16 protein-coding genes are annotated in these 16636 nt (G+C 72.1%); 6 read left to right on the top strand and 10 right to left on the bottom strand.

The features are described 5' to 3' along the window. Positions 1 to 87: 87 nt before the first annotated feature. Complete coding sequence (locus tag ABD236_RS11635) at positions 88 to 723, bottom strand: DUF6629 family protein (RefSeq protein ID WP_344073255.1); 636 nt, start codon at positions 721 to 723, stop codon at positions 88 to 90. Positions 724 to 1136: 413 nt separating this feature from the next. Between ABD236_RS11635 and ABD236_RS11630 the strand changes: the two genes are divergently transcribed. Beyond that, the gene (locus ABD236_RS11630; protein ID WP_344073253.1) at positions 1137 to 1484 is read left to right on the top strand and encodes a DoxX family protein; all 348 of its coding nucleotides are present in this window, start codon (positions 1137 to 1139) and stop codon (positions 1482 to 1484) included. Between the two features lie 202 nt (positions 1485 to 1686). On the opposite strand, the gene ABD236_RS11625 is transcribed toward ABD236_RS11630, so the two are convergent. Next, positions 1687 to 2481 carry a thioesterase family protein gene (locus tag ABD236_RS11625; RefSeq protein ID WP_344073251.1) on the bottom strand — a complete coding sequence of 265 codons (795 nt, stop codon included), beginning with the start codon at positions 2479 to 2481 and terminating at the stop codon, positions 1687 to 1689. Positions 2482 to 2758: 277 nt separating this feature from the next. Between ABD236_RS11625 and ABD236_RS11620 the strand changes: the two genes are divergently transcribed. Continuing rightward, positions 2759 to 3337 (top strand): dihydrofolate reductase family protein, encoded by a 579-nt coding sequence (locus tag ABD236_RS11620; RefSeq protein ID WP_344073249.1) that lies wholly within the window; start codon positions 2759 to 2761, stop codon positions 3335 to 3337. A 10-nt stretch (positions 3338 to 3347) separates the two neighbouring features. Here ABD236_RS11620 and ABD236_RS11615 read toward each other — a convergent pair whose 3' ends face one another. From ABD236_RS11615 to ABD236_RS11585, 7 genes are all read right to left on the bottom strand, one after another. Continuing rightward, positions 3348 to 3770, bottom strand: a complete 423-nt coding sequence (locus ABD236_RS11615) for a DUF6003 family protein (RefSeq protein ID WP_344073247.1) — start codon at positions 3768 to 3770, stop codon at positions 3348 to 3350. Positions 3771 to 3855: 85 nt separating this feature from the next. After that, entirely contained in the window at positions 3856 to 5382 is a 1527-nt protein-coding gene (locus tag ABD236_RS11610) for a serine/threonine-protein kinase (protein WP_344073245.1), read from the bottom strand. A 6-nt stretch (positions 5383 to 5388) separates the two neighbouring features. After that, positions 5389 to 6168 (bottom strand): FHA domain-containing protein, encoded by a 780-nt coding sequence (locus tag ABD236_RS11605; protein WP_344073243.1) that lies wholly within the window; start codon positions 6166 to 6168, stop codon positions 5389 to 5391. Between the two features lie 159 nt (positions 6169 to 6327). Beyond that, positions 6328 to 8334: a DUF8189 domain-containing protein gene (locus ABD236_RS11600; protein ID WP_344073241.1), complete on the bottom strand. Its 2007-nt coding sequence runs from the start codon at positions 8332 to 8334 to the stop codon at positions 6328 to 6330. Positions 8335 to 8361: 27 nt separating this feature from the next. After that, positions 8362 to 9774: a DUF8189 domain-containing protein gene (locus tag ABD236_RS11595; protein WP_344073239.1), complete on the bottom strand. Its 1413-nt coding sequence runs from the start codon at positions 9772 to 9774 to the stop codon at positions 8362 to 8364. A gap of 65 nt (positions 9775 to 9839) precedes the next feature. Then, complete coding sequence (locus ABD236_RS11590) at positions 9840 to 11384, bottom strand: DUF8189 domain-containing protein (RefSeq protein ID WP_344073237.1); 1545 nt, start codon at positions 11382 to 11384, stop codon at positions 9840 to 9842. 14 nt (positions 11385 to 11398) lie between these two features. After that, the gene (locus ABD236_RS11585; protein ID WP_344073235.1) at positions 11399 to 12388 is read right to left on the bottom strand and encodes an alpha/beta hydrolase; all 990 of its coding nucleotides are present in this window, start codon (positions 12386 to 12388) and stop codon (positions 11399 to 11401) included. Positions 12389 to 12788: 400 nt separating this feature from the next. On the opposite strand from ABD236_RS11585, the gene ABD236_RS11580 reads away from it, so the two are divergent. The 4 genes from ABD236_RS11580 (at position 12789) to ABD236_RS11565 (ending at position 16071) form a co-directional block, all read left to right on the top strand. Next, positions 12789 to 13160, top strand: a complete 372-nt coding sequence (locus tag ABD236_RS11580) for a phage holin family protein (protein WP_344074214.1) — start codon at positions 12789 to 12791, stop codon at positions 13158 to 13160. Then, complete coding sequence (locus tag ABD236_RS11575) at positions 13157 to 13672, top strand: DUF3618 domain-containing protein (RefSeq protein ID WP_344073233.1); 516 nt, start codon at positions 13157 to 13159, stop codon at positions 13670 to 13672. The genes ABD236_RS11580 and ABD236_RS11575 overlap by 4 nt, the downstream gene beginning before the upstream one ends. Before the next feature lie 6 nt (positions 13673 to 13678). Next, on the top strand, positions 13679 to 13945 hold the full coding sequence (locus ABD236_RS11570) for a DUF4235 domain-containing protein (RefSeq protein ID WP_344073231.1): 267 nt from the start codon (positions 13679 to 13681) through the stop codon (positions 13943 to 13945). A 317-nt stretch (positions 13946 to 14262) separates the two neighbouring features. Beyond that, the gene (locus ABD236_RS11565) at positions 14263 to 16071 is read left to right on the top strand and encodes a DUF6528 family protein (protein ID WP_344073229.1); all 1809 of its coding nucleotides are present in this window, start codon (positions 14263 to 14265) and stop codon (positions 16069 to 16071) included. Positions 16072 to 16161: 90 nt separating this feature from the next. On the opposite strand, the gene ABD236_RS11560 is transcribed toward ABD236_RS11565, so the two are convergent. After that, positions 16162 to 16587 carry a DUF3592 domain-containing protein gene (locus ABD236_RS11560; protein ID WP_344073227.1) on the bottom strand — a complete coding sequence of 142 codons (426 nt, stop codon included), beginning with the start codon at positions 16585 to 16587 and terminating at the stop codon, positions 16162 to 16164. Between the last annotated feature and the right edge of the window lie 49 nt (positions 16588 to 16636).

Below are 16636 nucleotides of genomic sequence, written 5' to 3'. Positions count from 1 at the left end.
CCGGGATCCTGTTCACAGGATCCCGGCAGGGATGACCCCACAGCCCATGACGCGGTGCCGGTCACCCGAACGAGGTAGATGGGGCTTCTACGACCGGGTGGCCGCGTCCGGGGGTCGACGGCCTCTGACCCAGAACAGCACGACCAGCGAACACACCGCGGCGGACGCGCACCACGTCGAGATGTACTCCTGCCGCCAGAGCGCTGCCGACACGGCGGCGCCGATGGCGACCAGGACGCCGAGCAGGATCAGACCCCGGTCGCCGGACAGGAGCAGGGAGCCGATGGTGGCGAGGAGGTAACCGGCGACGATCAGTTCTGTGTGCGGCAGGCCGAGGGAGTATCCGACGGTGTGGCCGCGGATCTCGGCGGTGACGGTTCTGGTCGCCAGCGCGTAGGTGAGCGCCGTGGCTGTCGCGACTCCTGCCGCCAGGGGGACGAGCAGGCGGCGTCGTGCGGTGCGGGGTGCGGCGCACAGCACGGCGGCCGGTGCCCACAGCGCCAGCAGCGGGAGCGCGATGACGGCCCAGGCGACCGTGGCGGGTCCGGTGCCGCCGTCGTGGTGCCAGACGGCGGCCTCGATGATCTGGTGGCTGCCGAGGAGAAGGGGCAGTGCGGCCAGTGGCAGGTCACGGGGGCGCCGGACCGCCAAGGTCACCGAGGCGAGTCCCACGGCCGCGATTCCCGCGCCCGCGATGAGATCGGCCGTCGCGCTCCAGCACATGAGGGCAACCTTACGGCGGCCGCAAGCCGGGGGCGCGCGCCGGGCGCCCTCACCTTGCGCGACCGACGCCCCGGGCGCTGCAATCCGCCACCCGGACCGGCCAATCCGCCACCCGGACCGGCCGATCCACCACCCGGCGCTCCAATCCGCCACCCGGACCGGCCAATCCGCCACCCGGACCGGCCGGTCAGCCCCGGGCTGGCCCGTCTGGCGCACGGCCGGTTGTCTCCCCTCAGCCCCCCGTCCGAAGTTTTTTGAGATTTCTTCGCCGGTGGTGTCACACATCGGAGCCCGCGCGGTTCAGCGAGATGTGAGGGCGCGCAGCGATGCGGGTCCCTTCACTCCAGACCGACCGTCCGCTGAGACAACAGCGGTGAACCACACCGCTGAAACAACCCGCATAGGAGCCCGCCATGTCCCTGGCCTACGTCATCGTCGCCGTTCTCACCGCCGCCTGGGTCGGCTTCTCCGGGTTCTCGCTGCTGCGCCGGGCGGAGTTCGTCACCCAGCCGCTCGTCGAGTACGGCGTCCCGCGTTCCCTGTGGACCCTGTTGGGCCTGGCCAAGGCGGCCGGGGCGCTCGGCCTGCTGGTCGGGCTGGCTGTTCCCGCGATCGGAGTCGCGGCCGGGGTCGCCCTGGTGCTGTACTTCCTGGGCGCGGTCGTCACGGTGCTGCGGGCACGCTCGTACAAGACCGTCGCGTTCCCCATCCTGTACCTCGCGCCGATCATCGCCACTCTGAGCCTGGCGTATGCCGCCTGAAGGGTAGTCAGGTGCCCCCACAGCTGTCGGCAGGCGAACTTCCCGGCCGCGTAGGCTCGTCCGTAACGTCGCGGGATTCGCCACGGGGCCGGGGGAGGTGGGGCGGTCGGTGTCGTGAGGGCAGGGCCGCCCACCGCGACGGGGCGGCGCTGTCGGCGGGGCGCCGAGGGCGGACGTCGCCCGTCGCGGTGTGGAACGCCCCCTACAGCGGGCGGACGGTGAGGATCTGTTCCGCGTGGCCGACCGGCCCGTCGATGTCGTGCAGGACGCTGCTGGTGAGCCCCTGTCCCGTCGGACCGAAGGTCGCCGTGGTGTCCAGGCCCGTCCACGGGCCGCGCGGCTGCCGGTGCAGATGGATCGTCAGGTCGAGGTTGGGGAACATCCACGCGGTCGGGTCCTGCTGTACGGCGATGCCGTTGGCGGTGTCGACCAGTGAGATGTACGAGGCGAGGGCGCTGCTCGGCTCGCCCGCGACCAGGTCGACGCGCGAGGACAGCCAGGCGGCCGCGCGGCCCTTGCGGGACGGAGGCGTCCGGCGGACCTCGATGGACGAGACGTAGCCCCCGTTCCATTCCTCACCCATCGCCCAGGGGGCCAGCTGGTCGGGGGCCGGGAGCCGCTCGTCGGGGCTGTCGGCAACGGACGAGGTGTCCTGGGAGGCCAGCAGCCAGGCGCGGGCGCGGACGACCGGGCGGCCGGCGATGACGACGGTCGCTTCGAGGAGTTCGATGGTCCGGCCGGGACGGACGACTTCCACGGTTATCTCGCACTCGTCGAGGGCGAGGCGGCCCAGGATGTCGTAACTGATCCTCGCGAGCGTCAGCCGCTCGGGCCGCTGTGCGAGGTGTCCGTCGATCGCGTGGACAACGAGCCCGGCGAGCGGGCTGAAGTGCTGCTCGTCGGTCTGCCAGGCACCACCGGCGTGAGCCGTGGGTTTGTAGGCGTGCTCGCCCGTCCGTTCGTAGTAGCTCTCACGCGCGACGATGCCGGTGGTCACGGGGTGCGTCTCCTGGGGGTGGGCGTACGGGGATAGGTGTATCTGTCATGCATGGTGACGGGTGCCACCCCCGCAAGTCCACCGCTCACCCTCTCCTCGTACCCCCCCTCTGGACCGGTCCTCTGGCGGCGCGAGAGGACCGGGAGAGCTCACTGTCGGCTCGACCGGGGAGTCCAGGAACATGACCGGCGTGTCCGGAGCGATGAGTTTCTCCGCGAGGTCCAGTCTCCCTCAGCAAAGACCGCGACCCGTCGCACCCCCCCTGAAGGAGATCATCATGACGGCCACCTACACCTTCGACGTCTTCTGCAGCCTCGACGGCTTCGGCGGAGCCGGCGGCAACTGGACCGGCTACTGGGGCAAGCAGGGGCCCGAGCTGCTCGACCACCGCCTCGCCCTGTACGGCGAGGAGCAGCGGATGGTCCTCGGGGCGAACACCTACCGGATGTTCGCGCGGATGCTGGCGTCGAGCACGGAGGAGTCCGACGTACGTGACCCCTGGGTCACGCGGATGCGGAGCCTGCCGGCGACGGTCGTGTCGACCACCCTGGAGGAGCCCCTCGACTGGCCCGACGCGAACATCGTGCGCGGTGACGCCGTCGACGTCGTCGCCCGCCTCAAGGAGGAGTCCGACGTGCCGTTGCGCTCGCACGGCAGCCTGTCGATGAACCGGGCGCTGATGGCCGCCGGTCTGGTCGACCGGGTCCAGGTGACGCTCTTCCCGGTGATCACCGGGGAGACCGGAGCGGACCCGGTCTTCCAGGGCGCGGCCGACTTCGACCTCGAGCTGATCGAGACCCGGACCCTGGACGGACACATTCAGGAGCTCGTCTACCGGCCCACACTGCACACCTGATGTGCCGCCGTCACACCGCCAGCTGTGCGATGTCCTGCGGGTCGAGGCCGGTCAGCTGCGCGATGCGCGCGGCCGGTACGCCCGCGGTCAGGGCCCGGTGCACGAGCGCCTGCCAGTCCTCGGTGGTCTCACGGAACTCCAGCAGCTCGGTCTCCATGTCCGTGACGGACTGGGGCGCGCACTCCTGCTCGACCCGTACGGTCTCCTCCTCGCTGAGCGGCACGGGCAGGCGTTCGACTCCGTCCGGGATGAACCGCTCCGCCCCGGCGGGCAGGATCCGTACGTGTTCGGAGGAGGCGGAGACGTCATGGGCCTGGAGCCAGCCGTGGACGGCCGGTGTCTGCGTGCACTCAAGTGCTCCGACGGCGGCCAGTGCCGCACCCAGCCGGGGGTGCCGTTCGGGCAGGAGGAACAGGTAGGCGTCGTCGGCCATCGGAAGCAGTCGCCTTTCACTCACGGACAGCGGCGTCGCACGGTGCTGACGCCCCACCGCGCTCCTTCCCCGGCCGTCGCGGTTCTCACCGTGCGGGTGCGGGGCAGTGCGGAAGGGACGGGCGGTCCTTGGTACGGACGGCCGGCAGCCAGGCCGTGCCGGACCGGGGCGTGGCGACCTGGGGTGTAGCGACCTGAGGTGTGGGGGCCTGGGGTGTGGCGGCCCGCTCGCCCGGCAGACGCACCCGGAACCAGACGGTGGAGCGCAGATCCTCCTCGTCGATGATGGGCTGCCCCTGCGGGAGCTGGCACTCCGCGTCCAGGACGTCGCCGTGCCACACCCGCGTGGCCACCACGTTGTCGGCGGTGTAGGGCCGTTTCGGGTCGATCGCGAGGCCGAGGCTGCACTGCGGCTCGCGGTCCGCGCGGTCCTGGCAGCCCCGCTCGGCGTTGAACACCCTGATCCGGGCGGGCTCGCGGTCGCCGTCGTCGCCTCCCGCATACGCCCAGAGCGCGGCGGCCCCCGCCGCGCACCCGCTGACGAGGAGCAGGGCGGCACGCCCCAGCCGGCGCCGCACGCGCGATCGGCGGGGGCGGGCAGGCGCGGTGTCTCCTTCGGCGGTGTGGGTGCGGATCCGTGCGAGGAGACTCCCGGCCGTGTGCGGGGCGCGGGCCGCGTGGGTGGGGGCGAGGCAGTCGGCGACGAGGGCCCGCCAGAACTCCGGGACGGCAGGGTCCATGCGTAATGCCGCGCGGCCCTCGGCGTACTCCTGTACGGCCGCGCCCCGTGCGGTCGGTGTGGCGCCGGGGAAGGGGTGCGCGCCGTGGGCGAACACCTCGTGGATGAGGATGCCGAGTGCCCAGATGTCGGCGCTGGGCCGCATCTGGACGCCGTGCTCCCCGAGCGGCTCGCGCCACCGCTCGGGCGGGAGGTAGTCGAGGGTGCCCATGGGGGCCGTCCAGCCGTGGGTGCCGGTCAGCTCGATGGCGAAGCCGAAGTCCGACAGGCGTACCTCGCCGTCCCGGCCGATGAGGATGTTCTCCGGCTTGAGGTCGGCGTGCACCCAGCCGCTGCGGTGCATGTGGTCCAGGCCCTCACAGATGCCGGTGACGACGCGGGCGCCCTCGGCCTCGGTCACGGGGTCGGCGAGCAGCTCGCGCAGGCTGCACCGGGCGCGCTCCATCACGAGGACGATCGCGCCGTCCAGCAAGGGCCGGTCCGGGGCACTGAGCACCAGGGAGTCGAGGAGCCGGACGAGCCTCGGGTGGCCCGCCTCCCGGCCGAGTTCGAGCTCACGGCGGGCGGCCTCGGCGACGCCGCGGGCCTGGCGGGGCGCGAGTCCGGCGGTCGGCATGACCTTGAGGGCGACCTCGTACGCGTCGCTCTCGTCCCTTGCGGTCTCGTGCGGTTCGCTCTCGTCCGGCCGGACCGGTAAGTCACCGGAGGAGCCGTCGCCGTCCTCGGACCGCTCTGCCGGTCGTGCGGCGTAGACGGTGGCCCAGCCGCCCGCGCCGATCGGCTCGCCCACGACCCAGGAGCCGATCCGGTGGCCCGCGGGCAGGAGTTCCGGCTCGCCGCTGTCCACCCGACGCGCCCCCCGCTGCACCATCATCGCGTCCTACCGTCCGCGCTCGGCCGGCTCGGCGCGCGGCGGTAACAGAGCGAGGTGCTCCTCCCGTACGATCCCGAACTTCAGGGCCAGAGCGACCACGGCCTCGCGCTTGCCGTTGCGGCGGCCCGCGCGGTCGGAGCCGTCGGCGGCCGGCGTGGCGGCGATGCGCAGCTTCTCGTCGGCGAGGTAGTCGATGTGCGAACTGACCGCGCGGGCCGTGAGTCCCGGGTGGGCGCCGGGGCCGCTCAGTCGCTCGACGACCTGCGGCGTCGTCGGCACGGCGACCGGTGAACGGTCGCGCAGCCACGGCTCGCACAGCGCGACGAGCACCAGGAAGTACGTGGCGGTCTCGTCCAGGGAGTACGCGGTCAGGGTGCGGCTCTCCCAGGAGCCGCCGCCGGGTGCCTGCGGGTCCACATAGACGTGATCGGGCGCGAACACCTGGAAGGAGAGCGGGGTTTCGCGGCGGGAGGGCAGCACCACCCGGGAGAACTCGAACGGGATGGGCGCGCCCACCCGGCGCGGCGGGACACGCAGATACTCCCCGGCGCCTTCCGGGTTCTCCACGAGGTAGCCGTGGGTGGCGCTGAGGTTGCTCAGCTGCCAGTGGTCGTCCGTGGCACGGATCTCCCCGGCGAGGCGGGAGACCGACTCGTCGTCGAGGCGGAGTTCGATCGGAGTGCGGGCCGAGCCGCGGCCGAAGCGGACGCGCTCGCCGGGGCCGAGCCGCAGGGTCACGGCGGCGCCGCCGCCCTGCTCCGGTAAGTGGATGACAATCCCGCTCACTGCTCCCCCGTCCCGCGTGCCGACCGTCCCCGTTGTCCGACACAGGGAACGTTACCGCCTGCCCCTGGCGTTCCACCGCGTGGCATCGGCCACTTCGGCGTGCGGGGGCGACGGCGGGAAGAGGGGCTTCGCGGTACGGGGAAGGGTGATCGGGGCAGGTCAGGTGGCTGCGGTGAGGGTGCCGAAGGCGGTCCAGGGGCGCCAGCCGCCGCTGGGCCGCTCCTGTACGCGGGTGCGTACGCGGCCCTGCGAGGTGACGGCGAACAGGTGCAGACGGCCGGTCGCGTCGGCCGCCTGCGAGGGGGAGGCGGCGAGTGTGACACCCGGCTCGGTGATGTCCTCGCCCGGATCCCAGGCGCCGCCGGGGGAGAGCTGCCAGCGGTGGGTGAGCCGCTCGCCGCCGGGGGCGAGCGCGAAGCCTTCGAGGCGGCCGTCGGCACTGGCGCCGAGCAGCGGGGCCGCGGCCGACCAGCCGAACAGCGGCTGCCAGTCGTCCCAGCCGCCGCTCGGCACCGACTGGCGCCGGTGGAAGGCGGCCACGCCGGAAGGGGCGAGCGCGGTCACCGTGAGCCGGCCGCTGCCGTCGCGGTTCACCCTCGGGGCCGCACCCGCCGCCGTGCCGAACCGGTCCCACGAGGACCAGGCGCCGCCCGGACTCTGCTGCCAGCGGTGCAGGATCGCCGTCCCGCCTCGGGTGAGGGCGAACACCTCCAGGCGGCCGTCGGCGTTGACGCCTACGACCGGCGGCGCTCCGGCGGGCCCGCCGAACCCCGCGTCCCACGGCTCCCAGCCCCGGGCGCCCGGTGCGGACTGGCGGCGGCGGGCGATCAGGGCGCCGCCCGGGCTGAGGGCGAAGACCTCCAGCCTGCCGTCGGCGTTGCGGGCGACGGCGGGCGCGGCCCCGGCGGGGCCGCCGAACTCCTCCCAGTCCTCCCAGCCGCCGTCCGGGCGCTGGACCCGGTGGTGCAGGTTGACGCCGCCCGGGGCGAGCGAGAACACCTCCAGGCGGCCGTCGGCGTCACGGCCGAGCGTGGGCACCGCACCGGCGGGGCCGCCGAACGGCTCCCAGTCCGACCAGGTGTCGGCGTCCGGGTCGAGCTGGACGCGCCGCAGCATCGAGCGGTCATCGGCGGCGAGCGCGAAGACGGTCAGCCGGCCGTGGACGTCCAGGGCCGCCACCGGGTTGTCCGGGCTCTGCCACGTCGGCGGGGTGTCCTGCCAGCGCAGCGGAGCGACACCGAGGCCGTGCCGGAACCAGCCGGCGGCGCTCGCGTACCACTCGCGCCCGTCGGTGACCGGTTCGACGGCGTGGCCGGGGACATGGCCCGCGTATCCGTCGAGGGTGAAGCGGAACGGGTCGCGGGAGGCCAGCACGTCGGTGCCGTCGTAGCCGCCGCGCGGCCCGATGAACAGATAGAACCAGCCGTCCCGTTCGACCACGTACGGCGACTCGGTGACCGAGACGCCCATGGGGGCGGTGCTGTCGTCGGTGAACGCGGCGCCGGGCGCGCTCCAGTGCAGCAGGTCCGGGGAGCGGCGCCAGCAGACCAGGTGGTGGCCGTCGGCGGAGAGCTCGGTGTAGTACATGACCCAGTCGGCGCCGATCCGTACGACCATGGGGTCGCGCGCCGCCCGGCCCCGGAACAGCGGCCCGGACGGCAGCCGGGTCCAGGTGAACAGGTCGGTGGACGTGGCCAGGTTGATGGCGGCCCCGGCGCTGCCGCCCGCGGCGTAGAACATCCAGTAGGTGCCCGCGGACTCGATCACATGGGGCGCCCACAGGTGCTGTTCGCCGTAGTACGTGGGATCGACGCTCAGCGCGTCAGGGTGGCTGGTCCACGGGCCGTACAGGTCCGGTGCGCAGGCGTGCGCGAAGGTGGTCTCGGCGCTGCTGTCGGGGGCCTGACCGGGCGCGGCGCTGTCGCCGACGATGGCGAACAGGTGCCAGCGGCCGTCCGCGCGGACGAGCGTGTGGTCGTTGAAGTAGCGGCTCCGGACGGGCGTGGAGGGGTCGTGGACGGGGGTGAAGGGGCCGGCGTCGACCCACTGGTGGGGCGGGACGTCGGCCGGGGCGCCCGTGGCGCTCGCGGTACGGGCCGCGAGCGGGAGCACGAGTGCTCCCGCCCCGGCCGTCCGCAGCAGGCGCCGCCTGCTGATCGGATGCATGGCTCTTCTCCGTGGGGGCCGTTCGGGTCAGTTGACGGCGGGGCCGGAGCTGTTGTTGAGCCAGGCCCATTCGGACCAGGTCGACATTCCGGTCTGCCACTTGTGGTAGACGCCCGCGCGGCTCGTGCCGAAGACCTCGATACGGCCGTCGGCGTTGGTGGCGGCGGTGACTTCCGTACCGCCTCCGCCGAAGGAGTCCCACTGGCCGTACGGGGCGTTCACGCCGGTCTGCCACAGGTGCTGGGCGACGCTGCCGTTGATGGCGAACACCTCCACCCGGCCGTCGGGCGAGCGCTCGCTGCTGACCTGCGCGTCGGCGGGCCCACCGGTCGGCTCCCAGCCGGACCAACTGGCGCGGTCCGTCTGGTATTTGTGGAACACCCCGGAGGGTCCGGAGGCGAAGACCTCCAGGCGTCCGTCCTGGTTGTGGTCCACGGTCAGGTCGCGGCCCCCGCCGCCGAAGTCCTCCCAGGCGGACCAGCCGCCGCTGACGGCCGTCTGGTACTGGTGCTGGAAGACGTCACCGTTGATCGCGAAGACTTCGAGGCGCCCGTCGGCCGACTTCTCCATCTCGATCCTGCTGTTGGCCGGGCCGCCTCCCGCGGACTCCCACTGCGACCAGCCGCTGTTGGGCGCGTTCTGGTACTTGTGGAAGACGCCGACAGGTCCCGAGGCGAAGACTTCCAGGCGTCCGTCGCCGTTGGCGCCGACCGCGATGTCCTTTCCGCCGCCGCCGAAGTTCTCCCAACCGGACCAGGCACCCGAGGGAGAGAGCTGGTAGCGGTGCTGGAGCACGTCGCCGTTGATCGCGAACATTTCGAGGCGTCCGTCGGCGTTGGGGCCGATCGCCAGCTCCGCGCCGCCCGGCCCGCCCAGGTTCTCCCAGTCGGACCAGCCGCCGTTCACCCCCACCTGCCAGGCGTGGTGGACACCGTCGGCTCCGGCCGCGAAGACCTCCAGACGACCGTCGGCCGAGCGGGCCGAGACGACCCGCCCCGACTCCGCCGGGTACACCAGCGGGGCGGGCCCGGGCTCGTGGTGGCCCAAGCGGTCCACGGCGGCCCGCGCCTCGCCCATGTGCCGCAGATGCGCACCCGCGTTGTAGGTGGACCAGGGCTGCCAGTTGGCGCCTTCGGAGGAGATCCGGAAGGCCGCGTTCGCGTTGCACTGGGGGTCGAAGGCGCAGTTGTCGTCCACCTCACGGTGCCAGTAGCTGTTGATCTGCCACAGGCCGCGGTCGGTGGAGGGCGGGGTGTTGTTCTGGACGTTGGTCGCCGTCGGGTCGCAGCTGGACTCGGCGAGGGCGACCGCGACGGCGGTCACCAGACCCTCGCCGCGGAACCCCGCGTTGTAGCCGACCTGGGCGCACAGATCGCTCGGTGCGGCGTACGCGGGGGAGGCGCCGACCAGGGCGCCCGCCCCGAGGAGCAACGAGATCACGGTCGCCAGAATGGCGCGACGGGGCGCTCTGCGAGCGCGCTGCACAGTTCTCACCTGCTGTCTCCTCAGTTGACGGCGGGGCCGGAGGTGCTGTTGAGCCAGGCCCATTCGGACCAGGTCGCGAAGCCCGTCTGCCACTTGTGGTAGACGCCCGCGCGGCTGGTCCCGAAGACCTCGATGCGGCCGTCGGCGTTGGCCACCGCGGTGACCTCCGTACCGCCGCCCCCGAAGGAGTCCCACTGGCCGTACGGGGCGTTCAGACCGGTCTGCCACATGTGCTGGGCGACGCTGCCGTTGATCGCGAAGACCTCCACCCGGCCGTCGGCGGTCGGCTGACTGGTCAGCTGCGCGTCGGCGGGCCCGCCGGTGGACTCCCAGCCGGACCAACTGGTGCGGTCCTTCTGGTACTTGTGGAACACCCCGGTGGGGCCGGAGGCGAAGACCTCCAGGCGTCCGTCCTGGTTGTGGTCCACGGTCAGGTCACGGCCGCCGCCGCCGAAGTCCTCCCAGGCGGACCAGCCGCCGCTGACGGCCGTCTGGTACTGGTGCTGGAAGACATCGCCGTTGATCGCGAAGGCCTCAAGCCGCCCGTCCGGCGACTTCTCCATCTCGATACGGCTGTTGGCGGGACCGCCGCCGGTGCCCTCCCACTGCGACCAGCCGCTGTTGGGCGCGTTCTGGTATCTGTGGAAGACGCCCACGGGTCCGGAGGCGAAGACTTCGAGGCGTCCGTCGCCGTTGGCGCCGACCGCGATGTCCTTTCCGCCGCCGCCGAAGTTCTCCCAGCCGGACCAGGCGCCGGAGGGCGAGAGCTGATAGCGGTGCTGGAAGACATCGCCGTTGATGGCGAAGACCTCCAGGCGGCCGTCGGCGTTGGGGCCGATCGCCAGCTCCGCGCCGCCGGGGCCGCCCAGGGGCTCCCACTCGGACCAGCCGCTGTTGACTCCCAGCTGCCACGCGTGGTGGACACCGTCGGCCCCGGCCGCGAAGACCTCCAGACGGCCGTCCGCCGAGCGTGCCGAGACGATCCGCCCCGACTCCGCCGGATACTCCAACGGCTTGGGACGCGGGCCGGTCCCGGGCGTACAGGGCATGTCGATGCCGCGCTCCGCGAGATACGGGATGGGGTCGGTGCGCACGCTCGCGCCCGCGTCGGCCCAGACCCGCAGGTGCAGATGCGGGCCGGTGGCCTGGCCCTCGGCGCCCATCAGCGCGATCTGCTGCCCGGCCACGACGCGGTCGCCCACCTGGACGTCCCGTTCGTACATGTGGCCGTACTCGGTGATGGTCCCGTCGGGGTGCAGGATCCGGATCCACTGGCCGTAGCCGGGCTCGTATCCGGAGATCGTCACCTCGCCGTCGCCGACGGCGTAGATCGGGGTGCCGCGGTCGTTGGCGATGTCGATGCCGTTGTGGCTCGAGCTGTAGTACTGGGAGATGAAGCCGGTGGTCGGGCAGGCGCCGGTGAAACCGGCCGCCCGGGTGGCGGTCTGCGCGCGGACCTGGGCAGCCGCCGAGGAGGGGGCCGCGGCGAGCAGGCCCAGCAGCAGGGCCGCGACCGCCGCGAGCGCGAGGCGCAGCGCACGCCGTGGCGCAGTGGTGAACGACATGGGACGTCCTCCCGTCACGCCTTGCGCAGGCGGTCGATGATGCCGTCGATGTCGCGCTGCATCAGGTCGTGGCGGATGAAGTGGCCGCCGGGCACCTCGTACGACTCGTGCGGGATCCGGGCCTGGTCGAGCAGGCCGCGGAACTCCCGCTGCCCGGCGAGCACCTGGGTCTCGTTGACGGTGTCGAACCAGTTGACCGGGTCGGGGCTGGTTCCGGCGACGAGGAAGACGCGCTTGTTGCGGTAGCTCTCGATGCGCTGGACCGGGTTGTCGGCGCTCACCCGGGCCTCGTCCCAGAAGGGCGCGCCGTAGATGGTGCCGCCGTTCAGATCAAGGGCCGCGGCCGAGGCGTTCGCCCAGTGGCCGACGAGACCACCGTCGCGGCGCAGGCTCGCGGGGCCGGAGTGGGCGCTGACGGAGGCGAAGTGGCCGTAGTACTTCGCGGCGTACTTGAGCGCGCCGAACCCGCCCATGGAGAACCCGGCCACGGCCCGTCCGTCGTACTCGGCGAAGGTACGGAAGTTGGCCTCCACCCAGGGAAGCAGCTGGTTGATGTGGAAGTGCTCCCAGTTGCGGGGGCCGACGTTGGAGCTGACGGGGTTGGAGTACCAGCCGGCGTGGCCGCCGTCCGGCATCACGACGATGATCGGCCGTCCGGCCGTCCACTGGCGGATGCCCTCGCGGTCGAAGGTGATGAAGTCCTGGTCCGTGCCGCCGCCGTGGAAGAGGTAGAGGACGGGGTAGGTGCGGCCGCTCCAGTGGTAGTCGTCGGGCAGCAGGACGTTGACACCGGGGTTCCAGCCGATCGCGTCGGTCTGGAAGCGGTAGTACCACATCCTCGGGTCGCCCTCGTTGCGGTCCACGATGCGCAGGCCGAAGCCGTCGCCGGCGGCCGAGGCCGTCGTCGCTGCCGCGAGCACGCCGCCGGCGCCGAGGGCCGCGGCGGCGGTGAGCCCGCCGGCGGACTTGAGGATGCTCCTGCGGGTGGGGTGGTGCGCGCTCAACGTGACCTCCTGGGGGAAGCGCGGCGGCCGTGGGACCGACCGCCGTGTGACAGGAGCTTCGGAGGGTAGTGACGGGGCCGCCGGGCGGAGAATCCGGAAGGTTACGGACTGACAGGGGGTGCCCGGGTGGGCTAGGAGTCTGGCCGTTGGACCCTCAAGGTGAAGGGAACGGTGACACTTCTGGGCGGGCGGACCTTGTGGGGGCGGGTGCCCGGATGCCTGTCGTCGCAGGTGGGCCACCCCGCCCCCTGAACTCGCCGTTTCGGGGTACCCGCGTCCTCATCGGAGGGCCGGACGCACGATGCGGCCGGCTGTAGGACGAGTGGGACGGGAGGTGACCGCCGTGTCGAACACACAGCCGCACCATGCCGGATCGGACCGCAACGCGAGCCAGGAGCCGGTGGGCGAGCTGGTCCAGCGCGCCGCGCAGCAGCTGACGGAGCTGGTACGCGGCGAGCTGAGGCTGGCTCAGGCGGAGATGAAGGAGAAGGGAAAGCGCTACGGCAAGGGCGGTGGCCTGTTCGGCGGCGCCGGAGTCGTCGGCTTCCTCATGGCGCAGTCGCTGGTCGCCACCGCGATCGCCGCACTGGCGGTGCCGCTGCCGGTATGGGCCGCGGCGCTGATCGTGACGGCAGTGCTGGGTGTGGTCGCCGCGGTCATGGCCATGCTCGGGAAGAAGCAGGTCGGCCGGGCCGCGCCGCCGGTACCTGAGCAGACGATCGAGAACGTGAAGGCCGATGTGGCCGAGATCAAGGAGAGTGCACACCGATGACCGAGCCGTCTCACGGAGACCCCACCGCCTCCGGCCCCGAGGAACTGCGCGAGCAGGTCGAGCAGACCCGCTCCGAGCTCGGACAGACGGTCGAGGCGCTGGCGGCCAAGACCGACGTCAAGGCACGCGCGCACGAGAAGGCCTCCGAGCTCAAGGAGCAGGCGGCCACCAAGGCGGAGGAGCTGAGGGAACAGGCGGTCGTCAAGGCGGAGGAGCTGAGGGAACAGGCCACTGCCAAGGCCGAGGAGCTGAAGGTGAAGGCCGCCGACCTGGCCCATCTGGCGCAGGACAGGCTGCCCGACCCGGTCAGGGGCAAGGCCGCCCAGGCCGCCGAGCAGGCCCGGGTCCAGGCGGCCCACGCCGGTCAGCTGTGGGAGGAGAAGGCGCCCGAGCCCGTACGGCAGAAGACGGCCGAGGGGGTGCGGATGGCGCGGGACCACCGCAAGCTGTTGCTGACGGCAGTGGGCACGACTGTCGTGGTGTGGCTGGCCTGCCGTCGTCGGAAGGGATGAGTTCGGGTGAAGGCATCGAAGATCGCCTACAAGCCGGTCGGCCTGGCGCTGGGAGCCCTCAGCGGTATGGCGGCGGGAGCGCTGTTCAAGCAGGCGTGGAAGATGCTCGGGCACGAGGACGACGCCCCCGACGCCACCGACGAAGAACGCTCGTGGCGTGAGGTGTTGCTCGCCGCGTCGCTGCAAGGCGCGATCTTCGCCGGGGTCAAGGCGGCGGTCGACCGCGCCGGCGCGACCGCCACGCGCAGCCTGACGGGGACCTGGCCTGGCTGAAGCGTACGAGTCCGGCTTACGCGCACGTGGAGGAAGGGCCCGCCCCGGCTGCCGCAGCCGGGGCGGGCCCCGTGCCGCTTGGTGACCGCACCCGTCTCCGCCGGCCCCCGACACTGGGTCCCTGCGGGCCGGTCGGCCGGTATCACACGTCCGTTCGCGGCTCACTGATCCCGCCCGTCCCCGGAGTATCCGACCGGGTGGACCGGCGCAGGACACGCACCCGTTAGCGTTGCCCCGGCCTCGGAGGGAGGCCGGGAGCAGGCGAAAGGTGTGAAGTGAGACGAAATTCGGTGCGGCGGCGGGGGATACGTCGCCTCATGTCAGGCGGGACCGTGGTCCTCGTCGCCGCGCTCCTCGGCGCGGTGCCCGCGACCGCGCGGACCTCTTCCGACGGCGCGGCGGTGGCCCAGGACGCCTACACCGTGACGCCGGCCGTCTCGCCGGTCGTGCAGAGCGGGCCGCGCAACATCGTCAAGCGGGTGCAGGACACGTATGTCAGCAGCACCGACGCGCGCGACCACTCCGCCGGCAGCGTGCTGCACATCGGTTCGCCCGACAACGGGACCACCCGTTACCGCAGCTATGTGCAGTTCGATGTCGCCCGGCTCAAGGGTGTCGCCATCAAGAGTGCCGCACTGCGGCTCTACAACTCGTACACCGGCTCCTGTGACGGCTGGTGGATGTACGCCGACCCGGTCGCCGCCGCCTGGAACGAGAAGACGGTCACGTGGGCCACCCGGCCCGCCGTCACCGCCGGTTACCAGGCCTCCGCCAACTTCGGCGTGGGCAGCGCGGGATGCGCCGACGAGGCGCGGCCGTTCGACCCGGCGACCTCCAACGGCATCCACCGCCTCGACGTCACCGCGATGGTGCGCGCGTGGACGAGCTCGACGGGGGCGCTGCCCAACTACGGGATCCAGTTGTCGGCGGGCGAGCTCGACAGCAAGGCGTACAAGGACTTCTGCTCGATGAACCCGAGCGCGTCCGTCTACGCCTGCGACGCGGCGTACAACGCGCCCACGCTGGAGATCGAGTTCGATGACACCTCGTCGGTCGTGAGCGCGGGCAACAGCAAGCCGGTGGCCAACGGGGGCTACCCGGCGGACGTTCCGGCGATCGAGTTCTTCAGATCGGGCAAGGTGGCCGACGGGCCGTACCAGCGCTGGTTGCCCGACGCGTACCACTCGGTCGCGGACCCGGCCGGGAAGCTCTTCCCCACCCGCGCCTGGGGCGGCGGCACGGACCACCGGCTGCGGCCCGCCGGGGCGTACGCCGAGGGTGACCCGGCCAAGAAGGTCATGGTGGTCACGGACGGCAACAGCGGGTTCGTCGGGGTGATCCCCTACCCGTCGCTGTCCGGATACAAGTGGGCGTACAACGTCGGTGACGCCGGTGTGAGCAATGTGCACGGGGCCGAGCTGCTGCCGGACGGGAACGTCGCCGTCGCGTCGAGCAAGACGGGCACGGTCGCGGTGTACGCGCGGGCCACAGGCGACCCGACGAGCCCCACCCCCGGCCCCGCCAAACCGCTGTCCTCCAAGCCGCTGGAGGCCGCCCACCAGGTCCTTTACGACCCGTCGACGAGCTCGCTGTGGGCGATCGGCGGGCATGCGCTGGTCCGTTACACCTACGATCCGGCCACGGGGACGCTCGACGACGGAGAGCCCTTCGCGCTGCCCCAGCAGATCTCCTCGGGCGGCCTCGCCGCGGCCTGGGGACACGACTTGGAGCCGGTGTACGGAGACCCGGACCGGCTGTGGGTGGCGGCGAACGCGGGGATCGTCCAGTTCTCCAAGTCGGGCAGTGCGGGCTGCTACAAGGGCTCGCTGCGGTGGCCCCTGCCCCAGCAGGTGAGCGGCGGCGGCATGGAGAACCACTGGTGCACCGACTATCTCGCGGAGAAGGAGCTCAACGTACAGCCGCTGGTCAAGAGCATCGGCAATGACCCGGTCTCCGGGGAGCGGCTGACGACCTGCGCGGACGGCTGCGAGGGGTCGAACACCAACCCGAGCTACACGACGTCGTGGCTGCGTTTCGTCACCACCGGCGGCCACACCGACCTGACGCGCTGGTGGAACCAGAGCCAGCACTACCGCGCGCGGTGGATGGTGCCGAGCTACCAGTAGCCACTCGACGCAAGGGGCGTGTGCGATGCCGGTGCGCGCACGCCCCGGCGGTGCGGTGGCCGGGGTCGGCCGGGGTTCACGGGCAGGCTCTCAGAGGGTCAGCAGCCGGATGAGCAGTACGGTCAGCGTGCCCGTGGTGAAGACCGCTCCCACCACGGTGAAGAGCAGTTCCACCCCCTTCATGTCCCAGCCCTGGATCGTGAACCGGTCCGGGGCTTCGGGGTCGTACAGGACCACGGCGTGACTCCCGACGCCGAAGCCGCCGCGGACACTTCCCCGGCCGAACCTGGACGCGTACTCGCAGGTGCGTCCGTCCCGTGCCGTCCAGGCCACCACGGGGTAGTAGAACGTGCCGCCCTCGTCGCTGCGGCCGACCTCATGGCGCACGATCCGGGCCCTGGCGGTGACGCCGTTGCGGCGCAGCGCACGGGCGCGGCGCAGGCCGTATATGCCGAAGCTGAGGAAGACCGTGCCGATGGTCAGGGGAATGAGGGTGACGAGCCATGCGCGTTCCATGCCTTACGCGACGCCTGCGCCAGGCGGTTGGTTGCGGCGTTCACCACCC

The organism is Streptomyces crystallinus (assembly GCF_039521265.1).
GTDB classification, from domain to species: Bacteria; Actinomycetota; Actinomycetes; order Streptomycetales; family Streptomycetaceae; genus Streptomyces; species Streptomyces crystallinus.
The sequence above is the reverse complement of the archived record's forward strand: the minus strand, read 5'-3'. Positions and strand labels throughout refer to the sequence as shown.

Coding starts and splice junctions, on each gene's coding strand:
- ABD236_RS11600 (WP_344073241.1), bottom strand. CDS start 8,334: ATGCATCCGATCAGCAGGCGGCGCCTGCTGCGGACGGCCGGGGCGGGA.
- ABD236_RS11590 (WP_344073237.1), bottom strand. CDS start 11,384: ATGTCGTTCACCACTGCGCCACGGCGTGCGCTGCGCCTCGCGCTCGCG.
- ABD236_RS11620 (WP_344073249.1), top strand. CDS start 2,759: ATGACGGCCACCTACACCTTCGACGTCTTCTGCAGCCTCGACGGCTTC.
- ABD236_RS11575 (WP_344073233.1), top strand. CDS start 13,157: ATGACCGAGCCGTCTCACGGAGACCCCACCGCCTCCGGCCCCGAGGAA.
- ABD236_RS11635 (WP_344073255.1), bottom strand. CDS start 723: ATGTGCTGGAGCGCGACGGCCGATCTCATCGCGGGCGCGGGAATCGCG.
- ABD236_RS11630 (WP_344073253.1), top strand. CDS start 1,137: ATGTCCCTGGCCTACGTCATCGTCGCCGTTCTCACCGCCGCCTGGGTC.
- ABD236_RS11560 (WP_344073227.1), bottom strand. CDS start 16,587: ATGGAACGCGCATGGCTCGTCACCCTCATTCCCCTGACCATCGGCACG.
- ABD236_RS11615 (WP_344073247.1), bottom strand. CDS start 3,770: ATGGCCGACGACGCCTACCTGTTCCTCCTGCCCGAACGGCACCCCCGG.
- ABD236_RS11565 (WP_344073229.1), top strand. CDS start 14,263: ATGTCAGGCGGGACCGTGGTCCTCGTCGCCGCGCTCCTCGGCGCGGTG.
- ABD236_RS11610 (WP_344073245.1), bottom strand. CDS start 5,382: ATGATGGTGCAGCGGGGGGCGCGTCGGGTGGACAGCGGCGAGCCGGAA.